Genomic DNA, 25,783 nt, shown 5'->3' on the forward strand with positions numbered 1-25,783 from the left:
CGCGACGGTCCAGCCCGATTCCCGGGGCGCCCGCAAACGCCGATCGGGCGAGCCGGGCGAGATCCGACGCCCGGAGCCTCCCCGCAGCCCCGGCCGACCGCGCCTCCAGGCTTGTCCCACGCGCCGTATGGGGTACAGCCAAGTCCGATGGCCAGCCTTCACAAGACCACTATCCAGTCTGGAAGCGGCGTCCGCACGGCCGCCTTTTCGCTGCGGCCCATCGACCGCGCCAGTCCGCGCCCCGTGGTCCTGTTCCTGCACGGCTCGCTGCGCAATTCGGCGGTGCTGCAGGCCTGGGCCGACCCCATCGATCCCGTGGCCGACGCGGTGTTCTTCGACCTGCCCGGGCATGGCCAGAGCGACGCCATCGCCGACATGTCCGTCCGCGGGATCGCGACCCATGTCGCGGCCACCCTCCGGGCCGCCCTCGGTCCGCGCCGCGTCGTCCTCGTCGGCGAGTCCCTGGGCGGCACGGTCGCGTTCGCCGTCGCGGGCATGCCGGCGGCGGACTCCGTCGCCGCGGTCCTCGCGGCCGATCCGCCCCTCACGACCGCCAAGCTCTGGAGCGTGGCGCAGGCCCACCTTCGCAGACTGCATCAGCTTCCGGCCGACCACTATCTCCACGGCTACGCCGACAAGGTGTTCGGCCTGACGCGCCGGGGCCTCGAGGAGCGGATCTACTATCCCCTGCTCGGCGACCTCCGAATCCCCACCGTCATCGCCGCCGGCGACACCCCGCTCTTTCCGCCCCGCAACATGGATGGCTCGACCACCATCTTCGACGCCGTCGACGAGTTCGTGACGCGAAACCTCTATCCCGGCCGCATCGAGATCGAGCGGATCGCCAACTGCGGCCACCTGGTGCTCGTCGAGGCCGCGCAGGCGTCGCTGGCGATCATCATGCGGCTGCTCGCCGCCCATGCGCCGCCGGCGCCGGCCGCGACATGACCCGGGATCCCCAGCGTGTCTTCACGATGGCCGACCAGCACGCCTTCGCCGAGGCGTCCGGGGACCGCAACCCGATCCATCTCGATCCCGAGGCCGCGCGGCGAACCCTGGCCGGCGCGCCGGTGGCGCACGGCGTCCATGTCCTGCTCTGGGCGCTGGAGACCGCGCTCGCCGACGGCCTGCTCGACACTCCGATCGAGGCCCTGCGCGTCTCGTTCCAGAAGTTCGTCCACCTCGACCAGCCGGTGACGCTCCATCGCGCGCCCGACGCCGCGGGCGGCGGGCTCGAGGTGCGCGCCGCGGGCCAGGTCGCGGTCACGGCGCGGACCGTGGCGAACGCGCCGGGCGAGGCCGAGGCGCTCGCCCAGGCCGCCCTGACCGATACGCCGCTGGGGGCCGAACCACGCGTCCTCTCCGCGGCGGAGATCGACGGCGCGCAAGGCTGGCTGGCGCCGGTCTCGGCCGCCGCGACCCTGCCGGGCTCCTTCCCTCGGCTCGCCGCGGCGCTGGGAGCCGAGCGCCTCGGCGCAATCGCCCTCCTGTCGACCCTGGTCGGCATGGTGTGCCCCGGCCGCGACTCGATCTTCTCGAACCTCGACCTGCGGATCACGCCGGCCGCCGGCCCCCGCGCCGGGGTGGGCTGGCGGGCGCGGCGGGCGGACCCTCGCTATCCCCGCGTGGACCTCGCCGCCGCCGGCTCCGGAATCGCTGCGGACCTCCGCGCCCTGATCCGCCCCGGTCCGGTGCCGCCGCCCACGCCGGAGACGGTCGCCGAGCTGGTGCGACCCGGCGAATTCGCGGGGCGGCGGGCCCTGATCATCGGCGGCTCGCGCGGCCTGGGGGCCGCCACCGCGCTGCTGCTCGCCGCCGGGGGCGGCGAGGCGACCCTCACCTACGCCTCGGGCCGCGAGGACGCCGAGGCCCTGGTCGCGGCGATCGAGGCCCGCGGAGGGCCGGGCGGCGCCCGCGCGCTGCGCTGCGACGTGCGCGAGCCGTTCGACGCGGCGCTGCTCGCCGCGCTGGCCCGCGCCACCCACGTCTATTATTTCGCGACGCCGCACATCCATCGGCAGAGCGCCGGCGTCTTCAGCCGCGAGGCCTTCGACGCCTTCGTCGACATCTATGTGGTGCGCTTCGAGGCCCTCTGTCGCCAAGCGCTGGCGGCGACGGCCGGACGCCCGCTCGACATCCTGTATCCGTCGACCGTCGCCATCTCGGAGCGACCGCGGGGGATGACCGAGTACGCCATGGCCAAGAGCGCCGGCGAGATCCTCTGTCAGGACCTCGCGCGCGCCGCGCCGGGCCTGTCCGTCACCACGCCGCGGCTTCCTCGGGTGCTCACCGACCAGACCGCCATCGCGATCCCGGTCCGCTCCGAGCGCGCCGAAGCCGTCATGCTGCCGCTGCTCCGGGCCGAACGGACCCCGGGCTGAACGCTCAGGCGTAGATCGCCATCGCGTAGTTGCGCCATTTCTCCGGAATGTGACGGTTGGATATCCGCGCGATGTGCGGCGTCCGCGCGCCGAGCCGCAGGCCCCCCAGCTGTTCGGGTCGGGGCGTCCCGACCACCACCGGCGCGCCCGCCGGAAGCCGCTCGAGCACCGCGTTCGCGCGGCGTTCGTCGTCTTCGTAGCTGTCCGGGTGGATCATCACCAGGGTCTGGGTGAAGGTCTGGCCGTCGAGGAGGGACAGGGCGTCGTCCAGTTCCAGCCGCACGTCGGAGCGGCCGTAGAAGTCCAGCACCATGCGGCCCGCCTCGAGGTTGCGGACGCTGTCGGTGAACGCCAGGCAGCCGCTGTGGATCTGCGGCGGCACGGCGACCGGCATGAAGCCGTCCCGCACATTGACCATCAGATAGGTCTGGTCCGCCCGCTGCGCCCCGAAGGCGGTCAGGAGGTCGGCGACCAGTCCGCCCAGATGCGCGGCCGCCACCTTGTTCGACTCGAAGGCGTTGCGCGGCAGCACCTTCGGCTCGGTCCAGATCCGGGAGCGCTCGGACGCGTCGACCTGGACCTCGAACACATGGCTCCAGTCGTGATTGGGCGCCGGCGTCACGGTGGGCGGCAGGAGGCCTTCCTGCTGCAGGCGCGCGATGAGCAGGGTCGCCGCCTCGGTGGAGAAGTGGATGTCGCCCACATAGGCCTGAGCCGCGCAGTCCTCGCGCAGGCGTCCCGTGGCCGGATCCAGCAGGTCGTCCCAGCAGTCAAGGAATCCGACTCCGACCTCCTCGCAGAGGGCGCGAAGGCGCACGTTCAGCCGCCGGCAGAGGTCGTTCATCTTGTCGTCGAACGTCGGCGTCAGGCCCAGGAGCGTGACCTGCCCGGCGAGGCGGGCCTTGGCGTCCATCAGGATCGGCCGATGGCGCTCGGCCACCGCCTCCATCTTGGCGATGTCTTCCGCCGTCGTCTCGCGGGGCCAGGCCGGGTCGTCGCGCCGCGCGTAGGTGACGTAGTAGTAGGGGTCGCTGCCGGCGATCAGCAGCGTGTTCCGGCTCGCGTCGATCCGCTTCAGGTTCTCGGCGAACTTGCGCCGGGTGACGGCGGCCAGCGCCTCGTCGAGCAGCAGCATGGCCGGGCCCATGCCGATGAACAGCGGGAACAGCGCCGTGTTGGCGCCGAAGCTGCGCACGTAGCTGCTGCCCACCACATTGACGTAGTCATGGCGGGCCGCTCGCCGTTCCGGCGCAAGGGCGGGCCCGAGGGGGCTGAGGTTGGATCGCAGCAGCGCGCCGAGCTTCAGCACCATGTCGCGGCTGAGGGGCCGCGCGCCGCGCAGCACCAGGTCGCGCCGCAGACGCTCGAGCACCCATTCCGCCGACCGGACCTGGAGACACGCCTTCAGGCTGGCGATCGTCTCGGCGATGGCGCCCGCGCGCAGGTGGATCAGGGCGCAGGTCATGTGCGCGTCGACCGAGAAGGGATCGGCGGCCAGCCGCTCGGCGGCGGCCGCCAGCGCGACCTCCGTACGTCCCTCGCGATAGGCGACGAGCATTGGATAGGCGGACGCGTAGGGCATGCGGGACTAGGCCTGGCTCTCGAGGTCGCCGGCCGAGGTCCGGATCCAGGCCGGCGTCCGCGGGCCTCCGGCCGACAGATCGATCGACCACAGCTCGGCGGCGCCGTCCTTCCGGACCATCGACAGGCCGGCGTCCTCGTAGATCGCCCGCGCCGGCGGGTTCTTGGCCGTCGGCAGGTACCAGCCGCGCAGCTCCGCAAGGCCGGCGGCGCGCGCCCGCTCCGCCAGGTCCGCCAGGAACGCGGTCTCGATGCGCCGGCCGATCACGCGGCAGCTCAGGAGGAAGGTGTCGATCTCGCAGGCCCCCGCCTCGGCCTGGGTCAGGGCGACGCCGACGATGCCGTTGTCGCCGAAGCGGTCGCGAGCACGCAGCACGTAGCCCGCCCACCCCGGCCGCGACAGCAGCTCCGACAACTGGGCCTCGCTGTAGCGGCGGGTGGTCATGTTCAGCTGGTTGGTCTTCTGGGTGAGCTGGGCCGCCCGCGCCAGCGACATGGCGTCGATCGGCGAGACCGCCACGGCGATGTCGAGCGAGGCGAGGAAGTCCTCGAGGCTCTCCGCGCCGGACCGCAGGTCGCGCCGCTGCCGCTCCTCCGCATAGTAGCGCGTCCGCTCGGCGTCCTCGGCGGAGGTCTTCAACCGTTCGAGCATCGGCAGGCCGCGCACCACGTCGGCGTAGGTGGACGGGTCGGGGCCCAGGTCGGGGACGATGACCTGCGGCAGGCTCCGCCTCACCGCCTCGCGCTCCGCGGGATTGTCGTCGAGGAAGACGAAGGACTCCAGGCCGAGGTTCAGTTCCGCGGCCAGGTCGACGAGGTTGCCGGCCTTGGGCTCCCAGTTGATCCGCCACGCCGCCAGATGGTCGCGGCGCAGCAGCATGGCGGGATGTTCGTCGAAGACCTGCATCGCGTCGTCGAGATTGTTCTTGCTCACCAGGGCGATCAGCACCCCGCGCCTGGCGACGTCGAGGATCGCCTTCTGCAGGGTCCGGAAATAGACGCCCGGATGCTCGTCGCCGAGCGCGATGCCCGTGAGGCCGTCCTCGCCGACGACGCCGCCCCAGAGCGTGTTGTCGAGGTCCAGCGCCAGGACCTTCGCCTGGGGAGCCGCGAACAGGCTCAGGTGCCGCCACCAGTCCGCCGCCAGCCAGGCCAGCGCCTCGATCGACAACGGCAGCTTGGCCGTCGCCCACTTCTTCTCCGCCCGGAATCGGGCCCGGCCGTGGCGCGCCTGCAGGGCGTCGATGTCCACCAGAACCGCGTCGCCCAGGGTCGCCACCTGCTGGCGCAGCCTGCGGTTCACGGCGGCGATCGCCTCGGCCTGGGTGAGGCTGCGCTGCTGGCCGAGCAGCCCCTCGTCGGGGTCGAGCGGCGGCTCCAGGCCGTGCACGAGGAGATTGGCGGTCGTCCTGGCGCGCAGCGCCGACAGCAGGTCGCCGAGGCGGGCGGCGGCGGCCTCGATCTCTTCGGCGACGTCCGCCTCGGTCAGGCTCGCGAAGCCGGCCCACAGATCCGGCGAGATGTCGCGCGTCTGCACCGCCACGATGATGCTGTCCGGCCGGTGCGCATAGAGGCCGCTGCCGGGATCCAGGATCTCCTGGCCGTAGGCGTTGAACTCGCCCACCCACGGCGCGATCCGGATGCCGGCCAGCGCCGCCTCGGCCTGCAGCAGCGGGACCACCGGCTCCACGGTGAAGGAGCGCAGGATCGCCACCCGGTGCTCGCGCACCGCCCCGGCCGGCCAGAGGCTGTCGAGGCGGCCCAGCAGATATCGCGCCGCCGAGGCGTTGACATGATCGCGCCAATACGCGGCCGCCAGCCGCCGCGCGGCGGCGAGATCGCCCGCCGCGATCGCCGCGTCGATGGCGGCGCGAGGATCGGCGCCCGGCTCCGTCACCGCGCCACCATCAGGCAGGTGATGGTCGCGACTTCCCGTTCGGCCCGCTCGAGGCTGTACCCGGTCAGCGGCTCCGCCCGCAGGCTGACCACCTCCAGGCCCGCGGATTCGACCAGCGCTCGGGCCTCGGCGACGCTCGGGAGAAGGTAGATGTGGTCCGGCGCGGGACTGTTGACCGGCACATTGACGAACATCCGCCCGCCCGGCGCCAGATGCGCCCGCAGCCCCGCCAGCGCTTCCCGCGGACGCTCCAGGTGCTCAAGGACCTCGCTGATCACGATGGCGTCGAACCCGGCGCCGGACCCCGGTGGCGGCGGGGCCAGGACGTCGCGGCGGGCCAGGCTCGCCGGACGCCGCGCGCCGAGCCGCGCCAGCGCCTCGGCGGTCTGGCGAAGGCTTTCGTCGCTGACATCCCACGCCTCGGCGTGGGCGCAGGCCGCCGACTCCACCGCCAGCGACAGGAACAGGCCATGCCCGGGCCCGACCTCCAGATAGCGGTATCCGTCCGGCAGGCCCGGCAGGAAATCCTGGCGGAAATGAAGGAAGGCGGCGCTGTGGTTGCGCCAGAACAGTTGCGAGAGCAGCAGGCCTTCCACGTAGCGCCGCATGAAGGGCGGATTGGCGTAGACCTCGGCCTCCGCCTGCGCGAACGACGCCAGCCGATAGCGCCCGTGCTTCTTGAAGAACAGGGTCTCCTTCGCCAGCTCGGCGCACACCCAGCGATAGCTCGCGACATAGTCGGCCAGGGCCTCGCCCGCGAGGATCCCGATCCGACGGGCCAGGTCCTCGACGGCGGCCATCTCGGCGGGCCCGTAGCCTTCGAAGCTGCCGCGCAGGAACCGGGCGTGCTGCGGCCAGGCCGAGATCAGGGCGTCGCACAGCCGCGCAAGCTCGCCGTAGCTGCGCGGAACCAGGTCGTCCACGGCGACGGACGAAGGGACTCCGGCCGGCATCAGGCGGTTTCGGCCTCGCGGATGATCTCCAGGATGGCCGGCACGCTCATCATCTCCTCCAGCCGGTCCGGCGAGATCTCGACGTGAGCCTCCTGTTCGATCGCCAGGACGAGGTCCAACAGTCGCAGCGAATCCCAGGCCTCGAGCGTGTCCGGCGTGGAGTCCGGCGTGATCAGGGAAGGGTCGCATTCAAACACGTCGGCCATCAGCTGGCGCAGTTGGGCGAAGTCCACGGAAAGCCCTCACGGCGGAAGAATTCGAACAGGCCGCCCGTATGGCCGAAAACGCCGGGATGGTCGAGGTCTCTCGCGCGGCTGCGCGGCCCGCTTCAGGCGGCGAGCGCGCGCGCGCCGCGCCGGGCGGCGCGTCGGGCGGCGGTGACCAGATGAACGACGTCGACCACCCGGGCGGGCTTGGGCACGACGACGTCGTAGGCCTGGGCGGCGCGGCCGCTCGGCGGATTCGACGAATGGGAGACCAGGCGGCTGAGGCGCGAGGCGCCCGCCTCCCGGATGCTCGCCGCCGCCGCGTCCCCGTCGCAGACCGGCATGTGCCGGTCGAGCACGACGATCTCGAACGTCAGGGCGCGGGCCAGGCGCACCGCCTCGGCCCCGTTCTCGGCGGTCCACACGTGGCAGCCCAGGGATTCGAAGAGGCAGCGGCCGAACTGGCGGTGGGCCGGATTGTCGTCGACCACCAGCACGCGCACCGAGGCCGAAGGGCCGTTCGCGGGGCCGGGGGCGTTCAGGAACTGGCTGTTCATTGCTCGTCCTCCGTATGTTGGGAAGGTGACGCAGGCCCGGGGACGGCGAAATTGCGGGCCGCTACCACCGTAGAATCACGGGGCCGGCCCTCGCGCGGGGCGGCTACCGTATTGATCCCAGGGTGAAAATCGCACCGAACACCGCAATATCGCCCGGCTCCCGCAGGCCTCTTCCGATCGGAGTGATCTTGGCCGACCCCGCCGGGCCCGACGTGGCCCTCGTCCACATCGTCGAGGACGACGCCGACGTGCGCGATGCGCTCGCGGTGCTGCTCGAGATTCGCGGGATCGACGTCCGCGAGCACGCCTCGGCGCGCGCCTTCCTCGACGCCCTGCCGGGTCTCGCGCGCGGCTGCGTGGTGACCGACGTGGAGATGCCGGGCATGAGCGGCCTCGACATGCTGGCCAGCCTGCGGGACCTGAGCCTGGACTGGCCGGCGGTGGTGATCACCGGGCGAAAGGCCGCCCACACCGCCGAGGCGGCCGCCCGCCTGGGCGCGGACTTCCTGGAGAAGCCGTTCCCGCCCGAGGCCCTGGTCGAGGCCATAACGCGCGGGCTGGCGGCCGGCGGCTAGATCCGAGCCGGCGCCAGCAGGCTCATCCGCACCAGCTCCGAGAGGCTCTCGGCCTGCATCTTGATCATCAGGCTGGCGCGATAGGCCTCGACGGTGCGGGGACTGATGCCCAGATCGCGAGCGATCTCCTTGTTGGCCTGGCCCGCGACGAGACCGGCGAGCACGTCGCGCTCCCGCGGCGAGAGCGAGTCCACCCGGCGCTGCACCTCGGCGCGCTCTGCCGCCTGCTGGGCGCCGTCGGCGGAGCGGGCCAGGGCCGCCAGGACGGCGGCGCACAGCGCGTCGCCGTCGACCGGCTTCTCCAGGAAGTCCGACGCGCCGCCCTTCAGCGCCTCGACCGCCATCGGCACGTCGGCCTGCCCCGTCAGGACGATGACCGGGAAGGCCAGGAGGCGGTCCTCCAGGGCGCGCAGGAGGTCCAGCCCGCTGATCCCGGGCATCTGGACATCGGTCACCACGCACCCGGGGATCGCCGGCTCCAGCCGGTCGAGGAAGGCCTGGGCCGACACATAGGCCTGCACAGCCAGGCCGCGCACGCTGAGCGTGGCGGTCAGGGCGTCACGCACATCGGGGTCGTCGTCGATCACATGCACGAACGCGGTCATGGCGCGGCCCCGCCTTGCTGCGACCTGAGCGTGAAGCGGAAGACCGCCCCGCCCCCCGGATTGGGCTCGGCCCAGATGCGCCCGCCGTGGCCCTCGACGATGGTGCGCGAGACGGCCAGGCCCACGCCCATGCCCTCGGCCTTGTCGGTGGCGAACGGCTCGAAGAGCCTCGCGCTGATCTCCGGCGAGACGCCGGGGCCCCGGTCGGCCACGAAGCACTCCACGAAGCCGTCGCCGGCCGGCGTGCTGCCGATCCTCAACTCCCGCGCCCGGGTCTCGGCCATGGCCTCGGCGGCGTTGCGCAGCAGGTTGACCATCACCTGCTCGATCTGGATGCGGTCGGCCAGCACCTGGTCGGCGCCGCGATCCAGTTCGACCTGCAGGTCGAGGTGTTGGCGATCCCGCGCCAGGCCGATCTCGGCGGCCTCGTCGAACATGGCCCGCAGCGATTGCGGTCTCAGGTCGAGGTCCCCGCCCGCCACCTGGCCGCGCACGCGCGAGATGATCCCCCGCGAACGCTCGACCTGGCGCAGGACCTTCTCCAGCATCTGCGTCGCCTGCTCGACGCCCGGCGGGTCGCGTCGCAGGAGGACGCGGGCGGTGTCGGCGTAGCCGGCGATCGCGGTCAGGGGCTGGTTGAGTTCGTGCGCGAGCGTGCCGGCCAGTTCGCCCATGGCGTTGAGCCGGGCCATCCGATGCATGCGCTGGCTCATGTCGGCGAGCAGCCGCTGGTCGGCGCGCCGCCGGCTCGCGATGCGGTGATAGAGGTCGGCGGGAACCGCCAGCACCAGGGTGAAGGCGACGTAGAAGGCGACCCCGCCGGCGCCCAGCGGCGGCTTGCCTCCGCTGGTCAGGACGTGATTGCCCACGGCAAGCCCGACGAGGCTCACGACGATGGCCGGCCACAGCCCGCCCAGCCAGGCGGCGACCAGCACGCCGATCCAGGTGAGCGCGAACGGCAGGGCGCCGGGTTCGAGGCCGTAGAGTCCCAGGCGCGCCAGGGCGAACGGAAGCCCGAGTCCCACCGCCGCGAGATGGCGCGGCTCCCAACGAACAACACGCGACCAGGAGCCCAACGCGCCCCCCCAAAGCCGCACCCGCCTTGCAACGCAGGGTGAGTCGCCACGATTTCACATCCTTTCCGATGGGGAAAGGAGGTTCTCTTCTCACGCTTGTTGAGGGTTCCCCTACGGCGCCTTCCGCGAATCCGCCCCGCCGCGGGCCGTGGGACGTCCGGGCCGGGACCAGGGAAGCTCCACAGGGCCGCGGCCGAGATCCGCGCGCGCCATCCTCGATCGGATGGTCGTGGAGGCCGGACGGCCGCCGGCAGGAACGCCCTGTCGAAGAAGGTCGACGCCATAGACCGGGAGGTCCTGCGGACGCTTCACGAAGAGCCCCGGATCACCAACAGGCGGCCGGCGGGTCTCATCGGGGTCTCGGCGCCCACTATCCGCCGTCGGTGGGCCGACGCGGCGTCCGCGACGCCGTCTAGACGAGGCTGTACCCGACCCCTGGGGTCGAGACCAATCGTTCGGCGCCGAGCCTCTGCCGGAGCTGGCCGATGTAGACCCTCAGATACTGGATATCGGCGCGCTCGCTGCCCCAGACGGCTCGCAACAGGTCGGCGTGCGACGTCACGCGCCCCAGGTTGAGGGCCAGTTCGCAGAGCAGGTCATATTCCTTGGGAGACAACTTCACGACCTCGCCCGCGCGCGTCACCATGCGCCGCCCCATGTCGATGACGAGATCCCCCGTGCGCACGACCGGCGCCGAGCCGCGAGCCTGTACGCCGTGCCTCAGGCCCGCACGCAACCGCGCCAGCAGCTCGTCCACGCCAAATGGCTTCTGGACATAATCGTCGGCCCCGGCGTCGAGCGCCTCCACCTTCATCGATTCGGCGTCCCGGGCGGAGAGCACGACGACCGGGGTCTCGCCCCGGCCCCGAATCTCCCGGAGCACCGCCAGCCCGTCCCGATCCGGCAGCCCGAGGTCCAGCAACACGAGATCGGGCCGGTAGTGCGCGAACCATCGCAAGCCCTCGGCCGCGGTCGACGCCGGCACCGGGCGGTAGCCCGCGGCCTTCAGCGTCGCGGCCAGCGCGCCGCGAAGGCTCGGGTCGTCCTCCACCACCAGGATCGTGGCGGCGTCCGCGTCGGCGGCGTTCATGCCTGTTCCGCCAGCGGCGCGAGCAGGCGAACGCGAGCCCCCTTTCGGTTGCCCCGATTGCTCGCCTCCAGTCGGCCGCGCTGGGCCTCCAGGAAGCTTCGAGCGATCGCCAGGCCGAGCCCCGTGCCCGGCGGTCGACCATCGCCGGTCTGACCGCGGGCGAACTTCTCGATCATGCGCTCCGGCGCGCCCGGGAAGCCGGGGCCCTCGTCGAGAACCTCGACCCACCCCTGGCCGCCGTCGCAGCCGGACCGGATCACCACCTGGGAGCCTTCCGGCGAGTACTTTCCGGCGTTTTCAAGCAGGTTGGCCAGGGCGCTTTCGAACAGCGCCTCGTCCACCATCATGGGCTTGCCCGCCTTGACCTGATTGACCACCCGATGGCCCATCAGGGCCGGCCGCGCGCGCTCGATGGCCGCCGCCACGAGGGCGGCCGGATCGGCCGCCGCCGGGCGGACCGGCAGGGCGCCCGCCTCGATGCGGTTCATGTCGAGCAGGTTCTCGACCATTCTGGACAGCCGGGCGGTCTCCACCTCGGCCGCGGCGAGGAGCTCGGCGCGTGTCTCGGGGTCGTGGGCCGCCTCGAACTTCCGAAGGCTCTGCAGCGTGAACAGGATGGTCGAGAGCGGCGTCTTCAAGTCATGCGACACCGCCGCGAGCAGGTCGGCCTTGAGGCGTTCGCTGGCGATCTGCACACGGTTCTCCAGGACCTGCCGCGCGTACATCTCGCGGTCGAGCGCGACCGACAGATGCCCCGCGACGATCTCCACCAGGCGCTCGGGCGTCTCGGGCCGTCCATCCTCGAGATTGGAGATCCGAAGTCCGATGGCCGCCTGCTGCCGCTGGGGCGTGCTGACCGGCCAGAAGTCGAAGGCGGCGTCGCCCACGGGATATGCGCCGCCACGCGTGGCGCACCCGGAGGCCAACGACCATCCGGCCGCTTCGATATCCGCCTCGGAGAGATCAGCTCCGCCCGCCGTTCCCAACGGTCGCAGCGCGCCGTCTTCGTGGAGAAGCACCACCGCCGGCGCGTGGAACAGGTGCGAGAGCGCCTCGGCGCAGTGCGCCGCCACGCCCGAACGGGCGGTTTCGCCGACCAGCGCACGGGCCAGGGCCTGCAAGGCGGAAGCCTGGTCGGCCGCTTCCCACGCCTGGAGCGCCCGCCGCCGCGCATCGGCGGCGACCGCGCTCACCACCGCCGCCGTCGTGAGCAGGAGGACCAGCGCCCAGACGTTGGACGGGTCGGCGACCCGGAAGGTGTGGCGAGGCTCGATCAGGAAGAAGTTGTACGCCACGACGCCGACGACCGCCGCGGCCAGCGCCGGCCCGAACCCGAAGCTCACGGCGGCGATGACGACCGGGAGCACGAAGACCAGCGACAGGTTCGGGATGTCGATGGCCTGGTCGACGACGACCGCCACGACCGTGGCGGCCGCGACCATCCCCGACGACAGGGCGTAGGCCAGCCAGGCGCGGCGCGGCGAATCGGGACGGACGTCTGGTCGCACGGATGCGCCTCCTTCCCGGCGCTCAGGTCTGGGCCGCAAAGAAATGGCGCGGCCCGCGTCGCCGCAAGAGCCCTGACGCCGCAACAGCCCACAACCACATGGGATTCTTATGTCCTTCGCGGCGAGAAGGCGGCCCTCATCGGCGGGCGACCGGAATCACGATGCAAGACGTTCAGGTCGCGGAGGCCGCGGCCTCCGCAGTCTCTCCTCAACCGCGCAGGGAGAGCTTCTGGGCCTTGGCCCTCGGCTCCGTCGGCGTCGTGTTCGGCGACATCGGCACCAGTCCCCTCTACGCCGTCCGCGAGGCGCTGTCCCACGCCCGCGGCGGCGCGACGCCAAGCGCGGTGTTCGGCGTGGTCTCGCTGGTGTTCTGGGCGCTGATCCTGGTGGTCACGGTCAAGTACGTGATCTTCATCATGCGGGCGGACAACAAGGGCGAAGGCGGCACGCTCGCCCTGATGGCCCTGGCCCAGCGCGCGCTCGGCGACCGCTTCGGCCGCCACGCCGGCTTCATCCGCCGCTCCAATTTCGTCTTCGTCCTCGGGATCTGTGGCGCGGCGCTCTTCTACGGCGACGGCCTGATCACACCGGCGATCTCCGTGCTCTCGGCCGCGGAAGGCCTGAAGGACGCGCCGACCATCGGTCATCTCTTCGAGCCGTTCGTCCTGCCGATCGCCGCGGCGATCCTGGTGGCGCTTTTCATGGTGCAGTCGCGCGGGACGGCCAGCGTCGGCCGCTACTTCGGACCGATCACGCTGGTCTGGTTCGCGACCCTGGCCGGACTCGGCGTCGTCTACATCGCCCAGAAGCCCGAGATCCTCCTGGGGCTCAGCCCCTGGTACGGAGTCCGCCTGCTGGTCGACGACGGCCTGCTGGGCTTCGCCATCCTGGGCAGCGTGTTTCTCGTCGTGACCGGCGCCGAGGCGCTCTACGCCGACATGGGCCACTTCGGCAAAGGGCCGATCCGCGCCGCCTGGCTGGGCGTCGCCTTCCCCTGCCTGATGCTGAACTACCTGGGCCAGGGCGCCCTGGTGCTTCTGAAGCCCGCCACCCAGGCGAATCCCTTCTATCTGATGATCCCGCAGGCGATCTATTGGCCGGTCCTGGGCCTGACCATCGTCGCCACCGTGATCGCCAGCCAGGCCGTGATCTCGGGCGCCTATTCGATGACCCAGCAGGCCGTCCAGCTGGGTCTCCTGCCGCGGATCGATATCCGTCGCACCAGCGAGACGGTGGCCGGCCAGATCTTCGTCCCGCAGATCAACACGCTGCTGATGATCGGCGTGCTGGCCCTGCTCTTCGTCTTCCGCAACTCCTCGAACCTCGCCTCGGCCTACGGCATCGCCGTCACCGGCACGATGGTGATCACCATGCTGCTGGCCTATGTGGTCGCCCGCCATCACTGGAAGTGGCGCCGGTGGGCGACGATGCTGTTCGTCGTTCCGCTGATATCGATCGACCTCGTCTTCCTCTCGGCCAACGCCATGAAGATTCCACAGGGCGGCTGGTTTCCGCTGGCCTTCGGCGGCGGGCTGCTCGTGGTCTTCTGGACCTGGATCCGTGGCGCCGAAATCCTGTCCGAAAAGGCCCGGCGCGACGCGATCCTGATCGGCGACGTCGCGGAGATGCTGCGCACGCGCGACGTCAGCCGCGCCGCGGGCACGGCCGTCTTCCTGACCTCCGACCCGGACGTCGCTCCGGTGGCGCTGATGCACAACCTCAAGCACAACAAGGTGCTGCACGACCAGAACGTGATCCTGACCGTCCGCACCGCCGAGACGCCGCGGGTGGCCGACGCCGAACGCGTGCGGATCGAGCCGATCAACGACCGCTTCAGGAAGGTGTTCGTCACCTATGGCTTCATGGAGACGCCGAACATCCCCAGGGCCCTCGCCCTTTGCCGCAAGAAGGGGCTCAAGTTCGACATCATGGCCACGAGCTTCTTCCTCGGCCGCCGTTCGGTGGTGCCCTCCGCCCACGCCGGGATGCCGCTCTGGCAGGACAAGATCTTCATCTACCTGATGAAGAACGCCGCCAATCCCACCGACTTCTACAAGATCCCTCCGGGACGGGTCGTCGAAATGGGCGCCCAGGTCACGGTCTGACCGGCGCACGCCGCGCACGGCCCCGAATGCGCCGGCGACCGGGATTGGGCCGTACGGCGTAGCCGCCTCGGATGTCGCAAGCGCCCCCGGCGCGCTCACCGCCCGATCGTGCTGCTTTTCCTTGAAAGAAATGGCGCGCCCGGAACGATTCGAACGCCCGACCCTCAGATTCGTAGTCATTGTTGGCCACTCCGAAGCACGCCGCCGACCGCACGCGAATTCACGCTAAATACATTGTTCTTGCTCATCTTTTTCGAAGATGGTAGGGTTTCTGCGTGGTCCCGCCTGGAGACTTGGTAGGGCCCAAACCCCAACCTAAACCCCAACCTAATTTCGTCGATGAGCGATCTGAAGGCCACTCTCAGTGACAAGGTGATCAGCCGTCTGCCGCTAAGCGACAAGGGGCAGTACGAGGTTCGGGACACCGAGCTCCGGGGCTTCTTCGTGCGCGTCGGAACCCGGACGAAGGCCTTCGCCGTCCTCGGCGAGCACTGGAAGGATGGCAAGCGCCACGCCAAGAAGGTCACGCTTGGCACCACAGACGAGCTGACCACGCGCGACGCGCGGGCAAGGGCCAAGGACGTCCTCGCGAAGATCGCCAAGGGCGAATACGCCGAGGCAGCGGCGAAGTCAGCTGACGCGCCGCCATCGGCCGACATCACGCTGCGCCAAGCATGGACGCGCTACAAGGTGGCCCATCTGGAGCGGAAGGGCCGCAGCGCAGGTACGATCGCCGGCTACCAGGACCACGTCGAACGGATGTTAGCCGACTGGCTCGACAAGCCGCTGAAGGAGCTCGGGGAGAATCCGGGCCTCGTGTCCCAGCGGCATGATGAACTGACGAAGAGCGCCGGGCCCTACGCGGCCAACGGCTGCATGCGGACCTTGCGAGCCGTCTACAACCACGCTCGCCGGGGAGTGAGGGGGCTGCCGCCGGAGAACCCGGTGATGGCGGTCGACTGGAATGAGGAGAAACGGCGCGACGTTGCCATGGGCGCAATCGATATGCCCGCCTGGATGAGCGAGGCAGGGCGCCTGCGGAACCCGGTGCGTCGCGAGTTCCACCTGTTCACCCTGCTGAGCGGGAGTCGGCCGACGGCGCTGAAGCTGGCCAAAGTCCAGCATCTGAACTTCGCCGATCGGATCCTGCACATCCCTTCGCCGAAGGGCGGATCCAAGAAGGCGTTCGACATCCCGCTCTCTCGGCCGATGATCCGCTGCCTCGTCCGGGCGATGCGGGCGGGCCGGATGCTCTATCCCGAAGCCGCGGAGACCTGGGTCTTCGCAGCCGATAGCGAAGAGGGCCACATCGTCGAGCAGAAGGAGGACCGTGCGACGTTGTCTAAGTGGGGCAACGACCTGCGGCACACCTACCGCACACTCGGCCAAGCCGCGGGGCTGTCGCCCGTCGACATGCACCTGCTGATGAACCACAGCGTCCGCGGCGCGAACGTCAACGAGGGCTACATCACCCGGTCGAAGCTGCTGAACGACCACCTGCGTGCGTCGCAGCAAACGCTGTCCGACTACATCATCGCGGCCGGAACGCCGGCGCCGAAGGATGGCGGCAAGCGCGAGCGGTTCTGGCCGAGACTCCCATCTCGCCGGATCGGCGACGATGTGCTCGATCCCACGCCGCCCGACCCGCGTCTTGGCGTACCGATCGGTCCCCGCCGGAAGAAGGGCGCCACCGAGCCGGACGCTGAAGCTGCCTGAAAGGTCCACGTGCGAACGCGTCCACGTGTGAACAGCCCGCCGATTTCTAGCCGAACCTACGATGCTCTACGACGACCGCCCGCCGCCCCTGGCGCGGGTCGGCCCACCTGTTCACATGCCCCGGTGTGTGGAGGTGAACATGCGCACGATCGCGGTGGTAAGCCAAAAGGGCGGTGCAGGGAAAACGACGCTCGCCGTCCATCTGGCGACTGAGGCGGCGAGGTCTCACGTCGCGCTGATCGTAGACACCGACCCCCAGGCGACGGCAAGCCGCTGGGGAGAATGGCGCCGCGGCGCTGAGCCTGAGGTGATCGATTGCGGCGCACCGAGCCTGCTCGCCGGCAAGCTGGCGAAGGCCGCGGATCTCGGCGCCGAGTTGGCGGTGATCGACACGCCGCCGCATGCCGATGCGATGGCGCGGCAAGCTTCGCGGCTCGCCGACCTCATCCTCATACCCTGCCGACCTCGCGCGTTCGACCTCGCGGCCATAGAGGCGACGGCCGAGCTGGTCCGGTCCAGCGGCAAGCCGGCGTTCGTCGTCTTCAACGCCGGGCCACCGCGCGCGCCACTCATCTACAGGGAGGCGACCAGTCTGATTGGTGACGCGTTCCGACTGCCCATTGCACCTGTTGTCCTACCAGAGCGGGCAGCATTTCATCACAGCGCAGCCGCCGGCCGAACCGCGCCGGAGCATCAAGTCGAGGGCAAGGCGGCCGGGGAGATCCGCGCCCTATGGGCGTGGACATGTGCACAGCTCGACGTGCCGCCACCTAGGCGCACTGCACTCGTCGGGGCGGCTGCATGAGCCGCTTCGAAGCAATCCGCTCGGCGCGATCACGGCCAGAAGCTCAGCCTGTAGCTGACCCTGTTTCCGCGCCCTCGGCGGCGGCAAGGACGCCGGCCAGGGTCGGCAAGAAGGCGGTCAGCGGCTACTTCACGCCAGAGCTCAGCCGCGCGATCCACTTGTTGGCGCTTGAGCAGAACACGTCGCTGCAGGCGTTGCTCGGGGAGGCGCTGGACGACCTTCTGAGGAAGTACGGAAAGCACCCATTCGGTGAGCGTTGACGTGTTCACAGGTGGGCCTGCGAACACGTGCTCACGCGAACTGAGCGTGCTCTTCGGTCTGATGGGGTCGAGCCGGACGAACACGGCCCGCGCCGGGGTCGGTGGTGGAGACTTGCGCGCCCTGATCCGCCCACGCCTCCAGGTCGCTCAAGGCGTAGATGACGCGGCCGCCGATCTTCCGATAGCGAGGTCCGGTGCCGTAGGTCCGGTGCTTTTCCAGGGTCCGCCCTGAGAGGCCGAGATAACGTCCAGCCTCGGCAGTCCGCAGATAGCGATTGGGCACGCGAGACGCTTCCAACATAGCGCTGACCTCCTACCGGGAGCCCGTCGGGGAGGCGGCGGAAGTCCACGGTCGACTCAGCGTAGGCAAGCGCAGCGATGAGGGGAAAGGCGTAAGTCTACCCAGATCCCCTGGCTGATGCTCACCCTTCTCTGCTTACAGTGGGTTCCTAGCGCAAAGGTTGCTGCATGCCCTACTTCATCCGTGTCGTGAGCCCGCAGCATCACGACGAGGTCTGGTACATCGACGACAAGGTGGCCCACGACGCGCTGAACCGTGAGGGACTCGCTAGGGAATTCCGCGCCGGACCAAGCGGAACGGCGCTCGACGTGATGCGTGCGCAAACGCCCTGGTTCGAAAACGGTGACCCTTTCCATAAGACATGCCTGGATCAAGGCCAATATTACCGCCGGATCGCTCGACCGCTGTTCGGGGGCCAGGACGATCACCGCCTGTGGTGCCCCAGCGTGCATTTGGAACCGGCCGTGGTGGCGGCCTCAAAAGGCCAAGCGCTTTCGCTGCTTCGGCTGCTGCAGAGGATCTGCCAGACAGTGCAGCCAGGGCCAAAGACCTTCGCCGCCTTCGGCCACGACATCCGCAACCTCCTCATCCTCGCCTGCACCGAGGCCGAGGCGCACTGGCGCGGCGTCCTGGTGGCAAATGGGGCAAGGAGGAAGGCCTTTAAGACGACGGACTACGTGACGCTTGTCGACATCATGAGGCTGCGAGACTTCGCCGTCAGTTTCCCGGCGTTCCCCGACCTGGACCCGATCCGGCCCTTCGAGGGCTGGGGTCTGGGCGAAAACCCCACCGTCGATCTGCCCTGGTACGCGGACTACAACGCTGTGAAACACAATCGGGAGGAAGAGTTCGAGCGCGCCAATCTACTCTGCGCCTTCCAGGCCCTGAGCGCCGTAGCAGTAATGCTGGTCGCCCAGTACGGCCCCTGGGGCTTGGGCTATCGCTCCGAGCTCTCGAGCTTCTTCACGATGCAGGAGATGCCTCAGTGGCCCCAGACCGAAGCTTATATCCGCGACCCGAAGCTCTCGAGCAGCAACCAAACCCATACCCAGTTCGCGCCCATCAACCATCCGGTCCTGTCAAAATTGAGGGACAAGGCGAAGGCGGGCAGAAAGACCTAGCCGGGCTTGGCGAGCGCCGCTTTTACGGCCCCGTACCGATCTTGAAACTCGCGGCGCCGATCAAGCCCCAGCGCCGAGACGGCCTGGCGGACCGCGGTTGGTATCCGCACCAGAGGCCTCAGTACGCCGTCCCGATCGACCGTGGCCACCAGCCAGCGGGAAGGAAACGCCGAGTCCCCGGACCTCTTGGGCAAGTAGCGCCGCGCCTGCACCACTAAAATAAGCGTCTGGTTGCGTTGCCGACAGAGGTCCTGGATCCAAGCGAGGTCGGCCGTCAGACGCCGTCCTTCGAAGACTTTTTCGTGATCCCCCTTCCCACGACGCATGCCCCAGGCGATGCCCTCGGCAAGTACGCGTCCCTCGCGAGTCCGCCAGCGTCGTGCGAACGGCGGGTCCGGCTTCAGGTTTGCAGCGCGAACGATCTTGTCCGTGGGCCGGGCGTTGTAGCGGGCGGCCTTCGACGCATAGGGATCGTGCGTGTCCAAGCCGCTCTCCCGCCGCGTCTCGTCGAGCTGGAGCCATCCACGCCAAGGCGATCCCTTGTCCCAGTGGCGATCGAGTTCGTCGGCGCGCGGCACCCAGACATCATGATGGTACGCCAGCGCGGTCGTCAGCGCCGCGGTGGCGGCCCGGGCACGCGGCACGAAGGCGGAGCTGATCGTCATGTCCGCCCCGTCGGTTGTGTCCCACGAACCCTCGACCACAATCGAGTCGGCCTGGGCGCCCAGCGTGAAGTAGGGCGCCAGCTCTCGGGCCAGTCTCGGAACCGGCAGGTCATCCGTGGTCAACGGCGCCCGCATGTCGAGGGGCGTCAGATCCGTGTCGTCGGCCATCCAGCGACCGTCGCCGCGAGCCAGAAGACCGTCCGCCAGCCACTCCGCCCAAGGGGCATCGGACGTCCAGCTCCGACCGGAGATCGGGTGAGTGCGCAGCAGCGACCCAGCGGCGAGGAATACGCCATGCCACGTCAGGTTTCCGATATAGCCTTCCTTGCTGTCCCGGCGCGATCCGCCCCATGGGTCGCCTTTGTAGTCGTCCCACATGCTCTCGGCATGCGGCACCCAGGTGTGGACCCAATCGGCGATGCGGTCGCCGGCCTCGTACTTGTGCGTACCGAACAACGAGGCCAAGCCAGTCACCTGGTACTTCTCGAAGTCATACTCGAACGAAAACGGCGGACGTCGCTCGGGATATCCCTCCGGGCGCCCGGCGTAGAAGTTCCCCGTGCCGCCGCGCCGCTGCACCTCGGGCTTCGGGAACGGCGACGCGTTCACGGCGTCGCAACGGGACCGTAGGGCGGCAGCTTCCGCCTCGGATAGCACGTCGGCGACACATCGCAGAGCACGGCCGGCCATCTCGCGGATCAGAACGTGCGGCAGCTCTTCAGAATGGGCAATGCGCTCAAGCTGCGATTGGAAGGGGATGATCACCGAGGGGGCGTCGACGGCGATCCGTGCGATGGCAATCACCAGCCACAGCTTGGCATTCAGGAAGAAGAACGGCGTGTCGGGATCCTGGAAGACCCCGCCATCGGTGCTGTCGATTAGCGCGATGAGCTCTTCGAGGACATCGAGGCGGCCGAGGCTTACCAATCGACGCAGCGCGTGGGCGGCGCGCCAGCGGGTCGACGCCTCCGGCGCGCCCAGAAGGAACCACAACAAGCCCGCTGTGGCCGCTGACTGCGTCCGAGGCGGAGTGTCGGAGGGACGCCACGGCCCGCCCGCGACCGCATCCGGCAGGCCAGCCTCCGACTTGGCTACGTAGCGCGCTAGGCAGTCGGCGATGGTCGCGGGCTGGGCGGAGCTGGCCAGGACCTCGGCGAAATCGAGCCAGACCGATGCTGGAACCATGGCGATAAGCCCACCCAGCCGCTGCAGGATCTCATTGACCAATGTCGCGTCTGGCACCACGCCCTTGGCCAGTTCACGCAGCCGCCGGCGCTCGAAGCCGCCGTCCCAGCGGCCGCGGATGAGGTCAGGCGCATGCCGTCGGGCCAACTCCACCACCACGCGGGGCAGCGCGTCACGAACCGCGACCGACGTCTCGGCCCAGGCTTTCACCAGGTCCTGGAGCGCGAAAAGCTTGTCGGTGAGCGGGATCATCCTCGCCTCAACGACCGCGTCGAGAAAAACCATGCGATCGTCCGGCAGCGCCTGCCGATCCGCCGCCGCCAAGAGGAGTTGCACGAGCGGCCGGCCGTTGCCCCGCCCCGGCAGTCGTTGCACAACCGCGTCCAGGTCGTCGCCGGAGAAGTGCTTTGCGTCGCCGAGCAAAGCCACAATGGCGGGATCGCGCGCCTGGTCGATGAATGACACCCGCGACGAGGCGATCTCCTCTTCCTCTCGGTCCGCAGTAGTCGCGACCGTCATATCTTCCAAACGCCGACGCGACGGCGCGTCCGGAGGGAGGTGTTCCCGCGCCAGGACCACAAGATCACGGACCAAGTCCCTGGGCGGACCCGCGCCGTAGACCCGGTCAACCTCGACCTCGCCAAAGGCGAACAGCGGTAAGACATGGGCTGGAGCCAAGCTGGGCAGCAGGTGCTTGTACGCCACCGGCAGCCGAAATCGATACAGGTCGGCGTACTCGAAGAGTCCGATCAGTCCTGCGGCCAGGTCGGCGTCGAGATGACCGGCCCCCACCAGCTTCGAGAGGGCTTCAAGGTGGGCCTCTTCAATTCCACCCTGCCCACGCGCCTGCAGTCGCGTGAGTAGCGGCAAGACCTGTAACCCCCCGAGGCGCGCGAAGGCCTCGGCATAACCCGGCCAGTCGTATCGATCGGAGTCCCCCGTCATCTGCGTCTCGCAGATCCGGCTGAAGCCATGAACCGTCCGCGGATCGATGGGCGGTCCGCGGTAGCGCTGCGCCACTTCAATTAAGCCGAGCGTCTCCTCCATATCATCGGCGCTGAAGCTGTCGGCCAGGGCCAGTCCGGCCGCAAACCCCGCCTTGGCCTCCACCGGGGATACGCGGCCGACGGCACGGGCCAGGGACGCCGTGCGACTGATCCGCGTATCGGTGCTGGTCTCATCCTGAAGCGCGACCGAGACGGCTTGCGCGAACTCCGCTGCCAAGGGCCCCGTCGCCGGGTGCCGCCCCAGGATCGCGACGAGATCAACGCGGCTCGCCACCGGCTGGTACGGCGTGTTCGCCGCAAACGCGATAGCGCGCCGACCCGTATCCTCCGCAAGAGTCGGCGCGGACGCCAGCAGCGCGTCTGCCAGGCCGCCAGCGTGGTCGCTCGCGGACCGCTTCGCGTGCGCGTGGGGATAATTCTCCGTCTTCGCCACGAACGCATCAGCCCGGTCGTAGAGAGTGCGGATAGCCAACTCCACTTGGCCTCCCGCGACCAACGCCGGGATCCCGTCCATCAGCGCTACCCAAGCCGGGAGCACCTTGCTCAACAGGTCCGAAGAGCGGTCGTCCGATCGCCCACTCCGCTCCCATTCGTCGGACCGCTTCCGCTTACGCTGCGCGGCACGGGCTGCCCGAGCCGCACGCGCCTTGAGTTTTTCCAGCCCCGAACTGACGGCGGCGGCATAGTCCTCGTCAGACTTTCGATCCCGCTTCAACCGCACGAGCACATCGAACTCGTGGGGCGCAATGTCGGCGAGCCGCACATCCCGGCCCTTGGCGGCAGCCGCCACGAGGGCAGAAAGGAGCCAATTGACCAAAATGCCTGGGTTTAGCGTCGGCGGTTCGAAATCGTGCGAGCTGGCGCGGCCCACGGGCGCCCGCGCCAAGATCGGCTCCACGAGGTCAACACGCCCGGCCGCTGCGGCAGTCGCCGCGGCCCGCGTTACTGCCGCGATCAAGGCCCCCTGGCTGTCCTGCTGGCGATAGTCGCGCGATTTCTCAAAGACCGCCTCGGCGGCAGCCAGCTTTTCCAAGAGTGCGATCCGCAGTTCGGGGGCCTCGATGCGGCCCTGGCTCAGCACCGCGAGCACGAAGACCGGCGGCGGATCGTCCAAGCGCACCAGCACACGGTACAGGCGGTCACGCGCCACGAGGGCCCGGGCGGAAAGGCGGGCGTGCGTCTCGAGGAACCCGACCACGTCGCATGAGGCCGCAAACGCGAAGCCCGGAGACCACTTCAGGAACCAGCGGCCAATTCGCCCGAGTCGCCCGTGACGGACCGCAACCCAGGCGGGGCCGGAGATGTCGAACGGCAAGAACGGCGGGAAGTCGTAGTCGTTGTCCTGTGGTAACCGGGCGCGCCAGTTGTTCCACTCGAACGAGCGGCTCGCCTGACGCATCGCCTCAGCCGAGTTGCCGCGCAGCATCTCGATCACGGCCAAGGCGGCGTGACGACTCCCACCCCAGCTCCCCCGGTCTTCATACATGCGCCGCAAGGCCTCGGGGTCGTCAGCGATCGCGACGAGGTCCGGATTGCGCCGGAGGTAACCATCGGACCGCCCATGACCCGCGGCGAGGCGCGCAAGGTCCAGGCTGAACCGCAGCGAATGGTCGGCGTCGCCGGCCACGGCCGCCACATGCAGCGCCGCCTCGAGGCGCGCAAGCCGGATCGCCCTCTGGGCCACGCCGCTGGTCGCTGTCGCCGGAAGCCTGTCATCGGATGCCAGCGCATAGAGCGCCTCGGTTCGGCCAAGGTCGCGCAAAACCCCGGGCAAGACGCGCGCCGCGTAGTTGCTCACCGTCTGGCGCGCGTCCAGCCGGGCGAGAACCTTCGCCTGCGCCACCGCATCCAGCGCGGCGGCCCGGCGCACGAAGGTCTCGGTAGGCTCGTCCCGGAACATCAAGCCCTGCGCCGTCGGCTCGATCAGCGGGAAGAGGTCGGCGGCGAAGCTCTTCACGGCGTCCTCGGTGAGACCCTGGGCCGCCGCTAGCTCCTCCACCGGCACCGGGGGCGGCAGGAACGCGATCCCCGCCAACAGCGCATTCAAGTCCGCCGCCGTGGCCCCGCGCGCCATGGCGTTGTTCCTGGCCTCCGCCACCTGCTTGGCCAGCAGGCGGTCGAGGGCCTCGTCAGAGCCTTCCTGTTCATCGCCAGGCGCAGGCTCGAACGGCCGTCCTTGGGCCAGCAGTGTGCTCAAGAGGCGCGGGTTTCCGCCTGACCGCACGTAGGCGATGGTCTTCTCCACCCCGGTCGCGTCAGGCATTCGCGCGGCCACCAGCGCATCCGCTTCGCCACGAGTGAAGGGCGGAACCTCAAACAACTCGACCTGTGCAGTCCCGACCGCGGCGTCGCGACGGTGCGATCGGCAGGATGCAATAACGCGAACGCCCGGCTCGGGTTGGATGGATAGGCTCTCGACCAGGAGTTTCGGAAAGGAGTCCGTCTGGGTGTCCCGAGCGCGCTCGCCAGAGTGGTCGATGGCGTCGAGCAGCAGCAGAATGCCGCCCTCCCGCCCCCGTTGCTTCAACGTCTCCAGCGCCTGCACGAGCCGACGCCGAAAGGCAGTGAGCAGGCTCGCGCTGTCGGACATCCCAGGCAGCAGCGGGTCGCAGAGACCATCGGCAGCCAGCTTGTTCGCCAGATGCACCAGACCGCGATCGGGGCGATGGCGGGGGGCGCTGGGGTCGCGCCAACCGCCGGCGGCAAATCCGTCGAAGATGAGGGTGTGTGTGTCGGCGCCCACCGCAGCAGCGACCGACTGTAGCAGGACCGTCTTGCCCATCCCCCCGACGGCATGGGCCAGGACTGGCGCGGTCGAAGACACCGAGAGCGCCAGGAGGTCTCGGGTCGCCTGTCGGACGATCGGAGCCACGACATCGGGGAACAGCGCCGGCGTCGGGAACAGGTCGTCCTCCGACCCGATACCGAGCGCACCTAAGACATCGACGGCCACGATCAGGTTGGCGTTCTGTCCAGCGACACCCGCCTTGTCACGCACCAGGCGCTGCAGTTCGAGCAGCCGCAGCCGCGCCACCGAGTCGTGGGCAGGGCCCCAAGCTGCCAAACGCCCCTCGAGCACCGCTTCGACCCCGCGAACAGATCCGCTCGAACCTTCGAAGGAGAGCCGAGCCGCGAAGGCGACCAGGTCGTCACCCTTCAAACCCGTGGCCAGCCGAAGCGCGTCTGCCTGGCTGCCGGTCGCAGGGGACACCCCCGCCTGGAGTTCAACTAGCGCCGCGGCCAGGACGTCGGAGATCGGGCGGTTGGTGACGTAGCTGAAGCGCATCTTCGCGAGCGCCGGATCACGTCCCAACGCGCCGACCAGATCGCGGAAAGCTTCAGCGAACTTGCCGACCGTCTTGGCGACGTCCGCAGCCCGGACGGGCGTCTCGGCCCTCGCGGCCGAATATTTGAACTGCTTCACATGGACCTGGGTGGCGGAGAGCGATCCGCGCCCACCGCGGTAGGCCGTCAGGTCGGCGATCTCCGTGCTCTCTTGCGAGAGCTCCAGACCCTCGTCCTCCGTGGAGAACCCCTCGATCGCCAAGGCCACAAGGTCACTGGCAGGATCGACGAGCTCAAGCGCGGTCCGCGCCGCCCAGGTATGGTGGAAGGCGTGACCATCGATACTAGCGCGGACGGGCTCGACAGGCCGTCTCAAGGTCAGCTCCCGAACAGCGAATCGCCTCGTGGGACATGATCATAGTCGAGCCGCTGCGCCGTGCGGGCTGGCGGGCTGGCGGGCTGGCGGGCGAAGGCCCGCTTCGCCTTGCGTCCTGGCGCAACGGTCCTTGTAGCGTTGCGGTAGCGTCACCATGTCGTTTTCAACGCCGGATTGGAGAGCGCATGGCGAGCGGACCCCAAGAGATCGACCTCCTTGAAGAAGTCGCACTCGCCGCAACCGGACTTCTCGCCGCGTACGGCTTGAACCGGCTACTGGACCAGTTGTGGCAGGCTCCGCCAGTGCGGCTTATGCCCGTGGTGATGGTGCGCCAGTACGCCACTTGGCACGTGGTCGCGCCGCCTTGCGAACTGGCGCATCGGAAGCGTCCATCATTGACAGCCGCTGAGCGTCGGGCGCGCCGCGCGAGGCGAAAGGCTGTCCCGCGCACGTCTCACCAGTAACGGGGGAGGCCTTGCGCCTCGCCGGACGCGATCTTCGATCAGGATAGGCTCCCGAGTTAGGCTA

The 25,783-nt window shown here is 69.5% G+C and carries 19 protein-coding genes and 1 pseudogene; 9 read left to right on the forward strand and 11 right to left on the reverse strand.

Features of this window, described 5'->3' with window-relative positions:
- The first annotated feature begins 147 nt into the window (after window positions 1-147).
- Entirely contained in the window at window positions 148-948 is an 801-nt protein-coding gene (locus tag GC203_RS10645; protein ID WP_293454067.1) for an alpha/beta fold hydrolase, read from the forward strand.
- The gene (locus GC203_RS10650) at window positions 945-2,381 is read left to right on the forward strand and encodes an SDR family NAD(P)-dependent oxidoreductase (RefSeq protein ID WP_293454070.1); all 1,437 of its coding nucleotides are present in this window, start codon (window positions 945-947) and stop codon (window positions 2,379-2,381) included. Before GC203_RS10645 ends, GC203_RS10650 begins: the two co-directional genes overlap by 4 nt.
- Window positions 2,382-2,385: 4 nt before the next feature.
- On the opposite strand, the gene GC203_RS10655 is transcribed toward GC203_RS10650, so the two are convergent.
- The 5 genes from GC203_RS10655 to GC203_RS10675 all read right to left on the reverse strand — a co-directional run bounded on the left by GC203_RS10655 (window position 2,386) and on the right by GC203_RS10675 (window position 7,575).
- Window positions 2,386-3,963, reverse strand: coding sequence for a hypothetical protein (locus tag GC203_RS10655; RefSeq protein ID WP_293454072.1), 1,578 nt, complete (start codon window positions 3,961-3,963; stop codon window positions 2,386-2,388).
- Window positions 3,964-3,969: 6 nt separating this feature from the next.
- Window positions 3,970-5,859, reverse strand: coding sequence for an HAD family hydrolase (locus GC203_RS10660; protein ID WP_293454075.1), 1,890 nt, complete (start codon window positions 5,857-5,859; stop codon window positions 3,970-3,972).
- Complete coding sequence (locus GC203_RS10665) at window positions 5,856-6,782, reverse strand: class I SAM-dependent methyltransferase (RefSeq protein WP_293454077.1); 927 nt, start codon at window positions 6,780-6,782, stop codon at window positions 5,856-5,858. Before GC203_RS10665 ends, GC203_RS10660 begins: the two co-directional genes overlap by 4 nt.
- Before the next feature lie 29 nt (window positions 6,783-6,811).
- On the reverse strand, window positions 6,812-7,045 hold the full coding sequence (locus GC203_RS10670) for an acyl carrier protein (RefSeq protein ID WP_293454079.1): 234 nt from the start codon (window positions 7,043-7,045) through the stop codon (window positions 6,812-6,814).
- Window positions 7,046-7,140: 95 nt separating this feature from the next.
- Window positions 7,141-7,575: a response regulator gene (locus GC203_RS10675; RefSeq protein WP_293454081.1), complete on the reverse strand. Its 435-nt coding sequence runs from the start codon at window positions 7,573-7,575 to the stop codon at window positions 7,141-7,143.
- A 188-nt stretch (window positions 7,576-7,763) separates the two neighbouring features.
- On the opposite strand from GC203_RS10675, the gene GC203_RS10680 reads away from it, so the two are divergent.
- Entirely contained in the window at window positions 7,764-8,150 is a 387-nt protein-coding gene (locus tag GC203_RS10680; RefSeq protein ID WP_293454083.1) for a response regulator, read from the forward strand.
- Here the strand turns inward: GC203_RS10680 and fixJ are convergent.
- Together fixJ and GC203_RS10690 are read right to left on the reverse strand one after the other, a co-directional pair.
- Complete coding sequence (gene fixJ / locus GC203_RS10685; RefSeq protein ID WP_293454085.1) at window positions 8,147-8,755, reverse strand: response regulator FixJ; 609 nt, start codon at window positions 8,753-8,755, stop codon at window positions 8,147-8,149. The genes GC203_RS10680 and fixJ overlap by 4 nt on opposite strands.
- Window positions 8,752-9,780, reverse strand: a complete 1,029-nt coding sequence (locus tag GC203_RS10690; protein ID WP_293454087.1) for an ATP-binding protein — start codon at window positions 9,778-9,780, stop codon at window positions 8,752-8,754. The genes fixJ and GC203_RS10690 overlap by 4 nt, the downstream gene beginning before the upstream one ends.
- A 150-nt stretch (window positions 9,781-9,930) precedes the next feature.
- Between GC203_RS10690 and GC203_RS23935 the strand changes: the two are divergent.
- Window positions 9,931-10,209, forward strand: a pseudogene (locus GC203_RS23935) (Lrp/AsnC family transcriptional regulator); the annotation flags it as partial.
- 34 nt (window positions 10,210-10,243) lie between these two features.
- Here GC203_RS23935 and GC203_RS10695 read toward each other — a convergent pair.
- Together GC203_RS10695 and GC203_RS10700 are read right to left on the reverse strand one after the other, a co-directional pair.
- The gene (locus tag GC203_RS10695) at window positions 10,244-10,921 is read right to left on the reverse strand and encodes a response regulator transcription factor (protein ID WP_293454089.1); all 678 of its coding nucleotides are present in this window, start codon (window positions 10,919-10,921) and stop codon (window positions 10,244-10,246) included.
- On the reverse strand, window positions 10,918-12,429 hold the full coding sequence (locus GC203_RS10700) for a DUF4118 domain-containing protein (protein WP_293454091.1): 1,512 nt from the start codon (window positions 12,427-12,429) through the stop codon (window positions 10,918-10,920). The genes GC203_RS10695 and GC203_RS10700 overlap by 4 nt, the downstream gene beginning before the upstream one ends.
- A 161-nt stretch (window positions 12,430-12,590) precedes the next feature.
- Here GC203_RS10700 and GC203_RS10705 point away from each other — a divergent pair, with 161 nt between their 5' ends.
- From GC203_RS10705 to GC203_RS10720, 4 genes are all read left to right on the forward strand, one after another.
- A complete protein-coding gene (locus tag GC203_RS10705) occupies window positions 12,591-14,534 on the forward strand; it encodes a potassium transporter Kup (protein WP_293454093.1) in 1,944 nt (647 codons plus the stop codon).
- 339 nt (window positions 14,535-14,873) lie between these two features.
- Window positions 14,874-16,250 (forward strand): integrase arm-type DNA-binding domain-containing protein, encoded by a 1,377-nt coding sequence (locus tag GC203_RS10710; protein WP_293454095.1) that lies wholly within the window; start codon window positions 14,874-14,876, stop codon window positions 16,248-16,250.
- A 139-nt stretch (window positions 16,251-16,389) separates the two neighbouring features.
- Window positions 16,390-17,055, forward strand: a complete 666-nt coding sequence (locus GC203_RS10715; protein ID WP_293454097.1) for an AAA family ATPase — start codon at window positions 16,390-16,392, stop codon at window positions 17,053-17,055.
- Entirely contained in the window at window positions 17,052-17,315 is a 264-nt protein-coding gene (locus GC203_RS10720; protein ID WP_293454099.1) for a ribbon-helix-helix domain-containing protein, read from the forward strand. The genes GC203_RS10715 and GC203_RS10720 overlap by 4 nt, the downstream gene beginning before the upstream one ends.
- A gap of 31 nt (window positions 17,316-17,346) precedes the next feature.
- Here the strand turns inward: GC203_RS10720 and GC203_RS10725 are convergent, their stop codons facing one another.
- A complete protein-coding gene (locus GC203_RS10725; RefSeq protein ID WP_293454100.1) occupies window positions 17,347-17,616 on the reverse strand; it encodes a helix-turn-helix domain-containing protein in 270 nt (89 codons plus the stop codon).
- 167 nt (window positions 17,617-17,783) lie between these two features.
- Here GC203_RS10725 and GC203_RS10730 point away from each other — a divergent pair, with 167 nt between their 5' ends.
- Complete coding sequence (locus GC203_RS10730; RefSeq protein ID WP_293454102.1) at window positions 17,784-18,737, forward strand: hypothetical protein; 954 nt, start codon at window positions 17,784-17,786, stop codon at window positions 18,735-18,737.
- Here the strand turns inward: GC203_RS10730 and GC203_RS10735 are convergent.
- Complete coding sequence (locus GC203_RS10735) at window positions 18,734-25,255, reverse strand: hypothetical protein (protein WP_293454104.1); 6,522 nt, start codon at window positions 25,253-25,255, stop codon at window positions 18,734-18,736. The two genes, GC203_RS10730 and GC203_RS10735, sit on opposite strands and share 4 nt — an antisense overlap.
- Between the last annotated feature and the right edge of the window lie 528 nt (window positions 25,256-25,783).

It is taken from the genome of Phenylobacterium sp. (assembly GCF_016124325.1).
GTDB lineage: Bacteria > Pseudomonadota > Alphaproteobacteria > Caulobacterales > Caulobacteraceae > Phenylobacterium.

Bases quoted from the DNA above. Each gene is read 5' to 3' on its own strand.
- GC203_RS10645 (WP_293454067.1), top strand. From the start codon at position 148: ATGGCCAGCCTTCACAAGACCACTATCCAGTCTGGAAGCGGCGTCCGC.
- GC203_RS10650 (WP_293454070.1), top strand. From the start codon at position 945: ATGACCCGGGATCCCCAGCGTGTCTTCACGATGGCCGACCAGCACGCC.
- GC203_RS10705 (WP_293454093.1), top strand. From the start codon at position 12,591: ATGCAAGACGTTCAGGTCGCGGAGGCCGCGGCCTCCGCAGTCTCTCCT.
- fixJ (WP_293454085.1), bottom strand. From the start codon at position 8,755: ATGACCGCGTTCGTGCATGTGATCGACGACGACCCCGATGTGCGTGAC.
- GC203_RS10720 (WP_293454099.1), top strand. From the start codon at position 17,052: ATGAGCCGCTTCGAAGCAATCCGCTCGGCGCGATCACGGCCAGAAGCT.
- GC203_RS10695 (WP_293454089.1), bottom strand. From the start codon at position 10,921: ATGAACGCCGCCGACGCGGACGCCGCCACGATCCTGGTGGTGGAGGAC.
- GC203_RS10715 (WP_293454097.1), top strand. From the start codon at position 16,390: ATGCGCACGATCGCGGTGGTAAGCCAAAAGGGCGGTGCAGGGAAAACG.
- GC203_RS10710 (WP_293454095.1), top strand. From the start codon at position 14,874: ATGAGCGATCTGAAGGCCACTCTCAGTGACAAGGTGATCAGCCGTCTG.
- GC203_RS10655 (WP_293454072.1), bottom strand. From the start codon at position 3,963: ATGCCCTACGCGTCCGCCTATCCAATGCTCGTCGCCTATCGCGAGGGA.
- GC203_RS10725 (WP_293454100.1), bottom strand. From the start codon at position 17,616: ATGTTGGAAGCGTCTCGCGTGCCCAATCGCTATCTGCGGACTGCCGAG.
- GC203_RS10730 (WP_293454102.1), top strand. From the start codon at position 17,784: ATGCCCTACTTCATCCGTGTCGTGAGCCCGCAGCATCACGACGAGGTC.
- GC203_RS10675 (WP_293454081.1), bottom strand. From the start codon at position 7,575: ATGAACAGCCAGTTCCTGAACGCCCCCGGCCCCGCGAACGGCCCTTCG.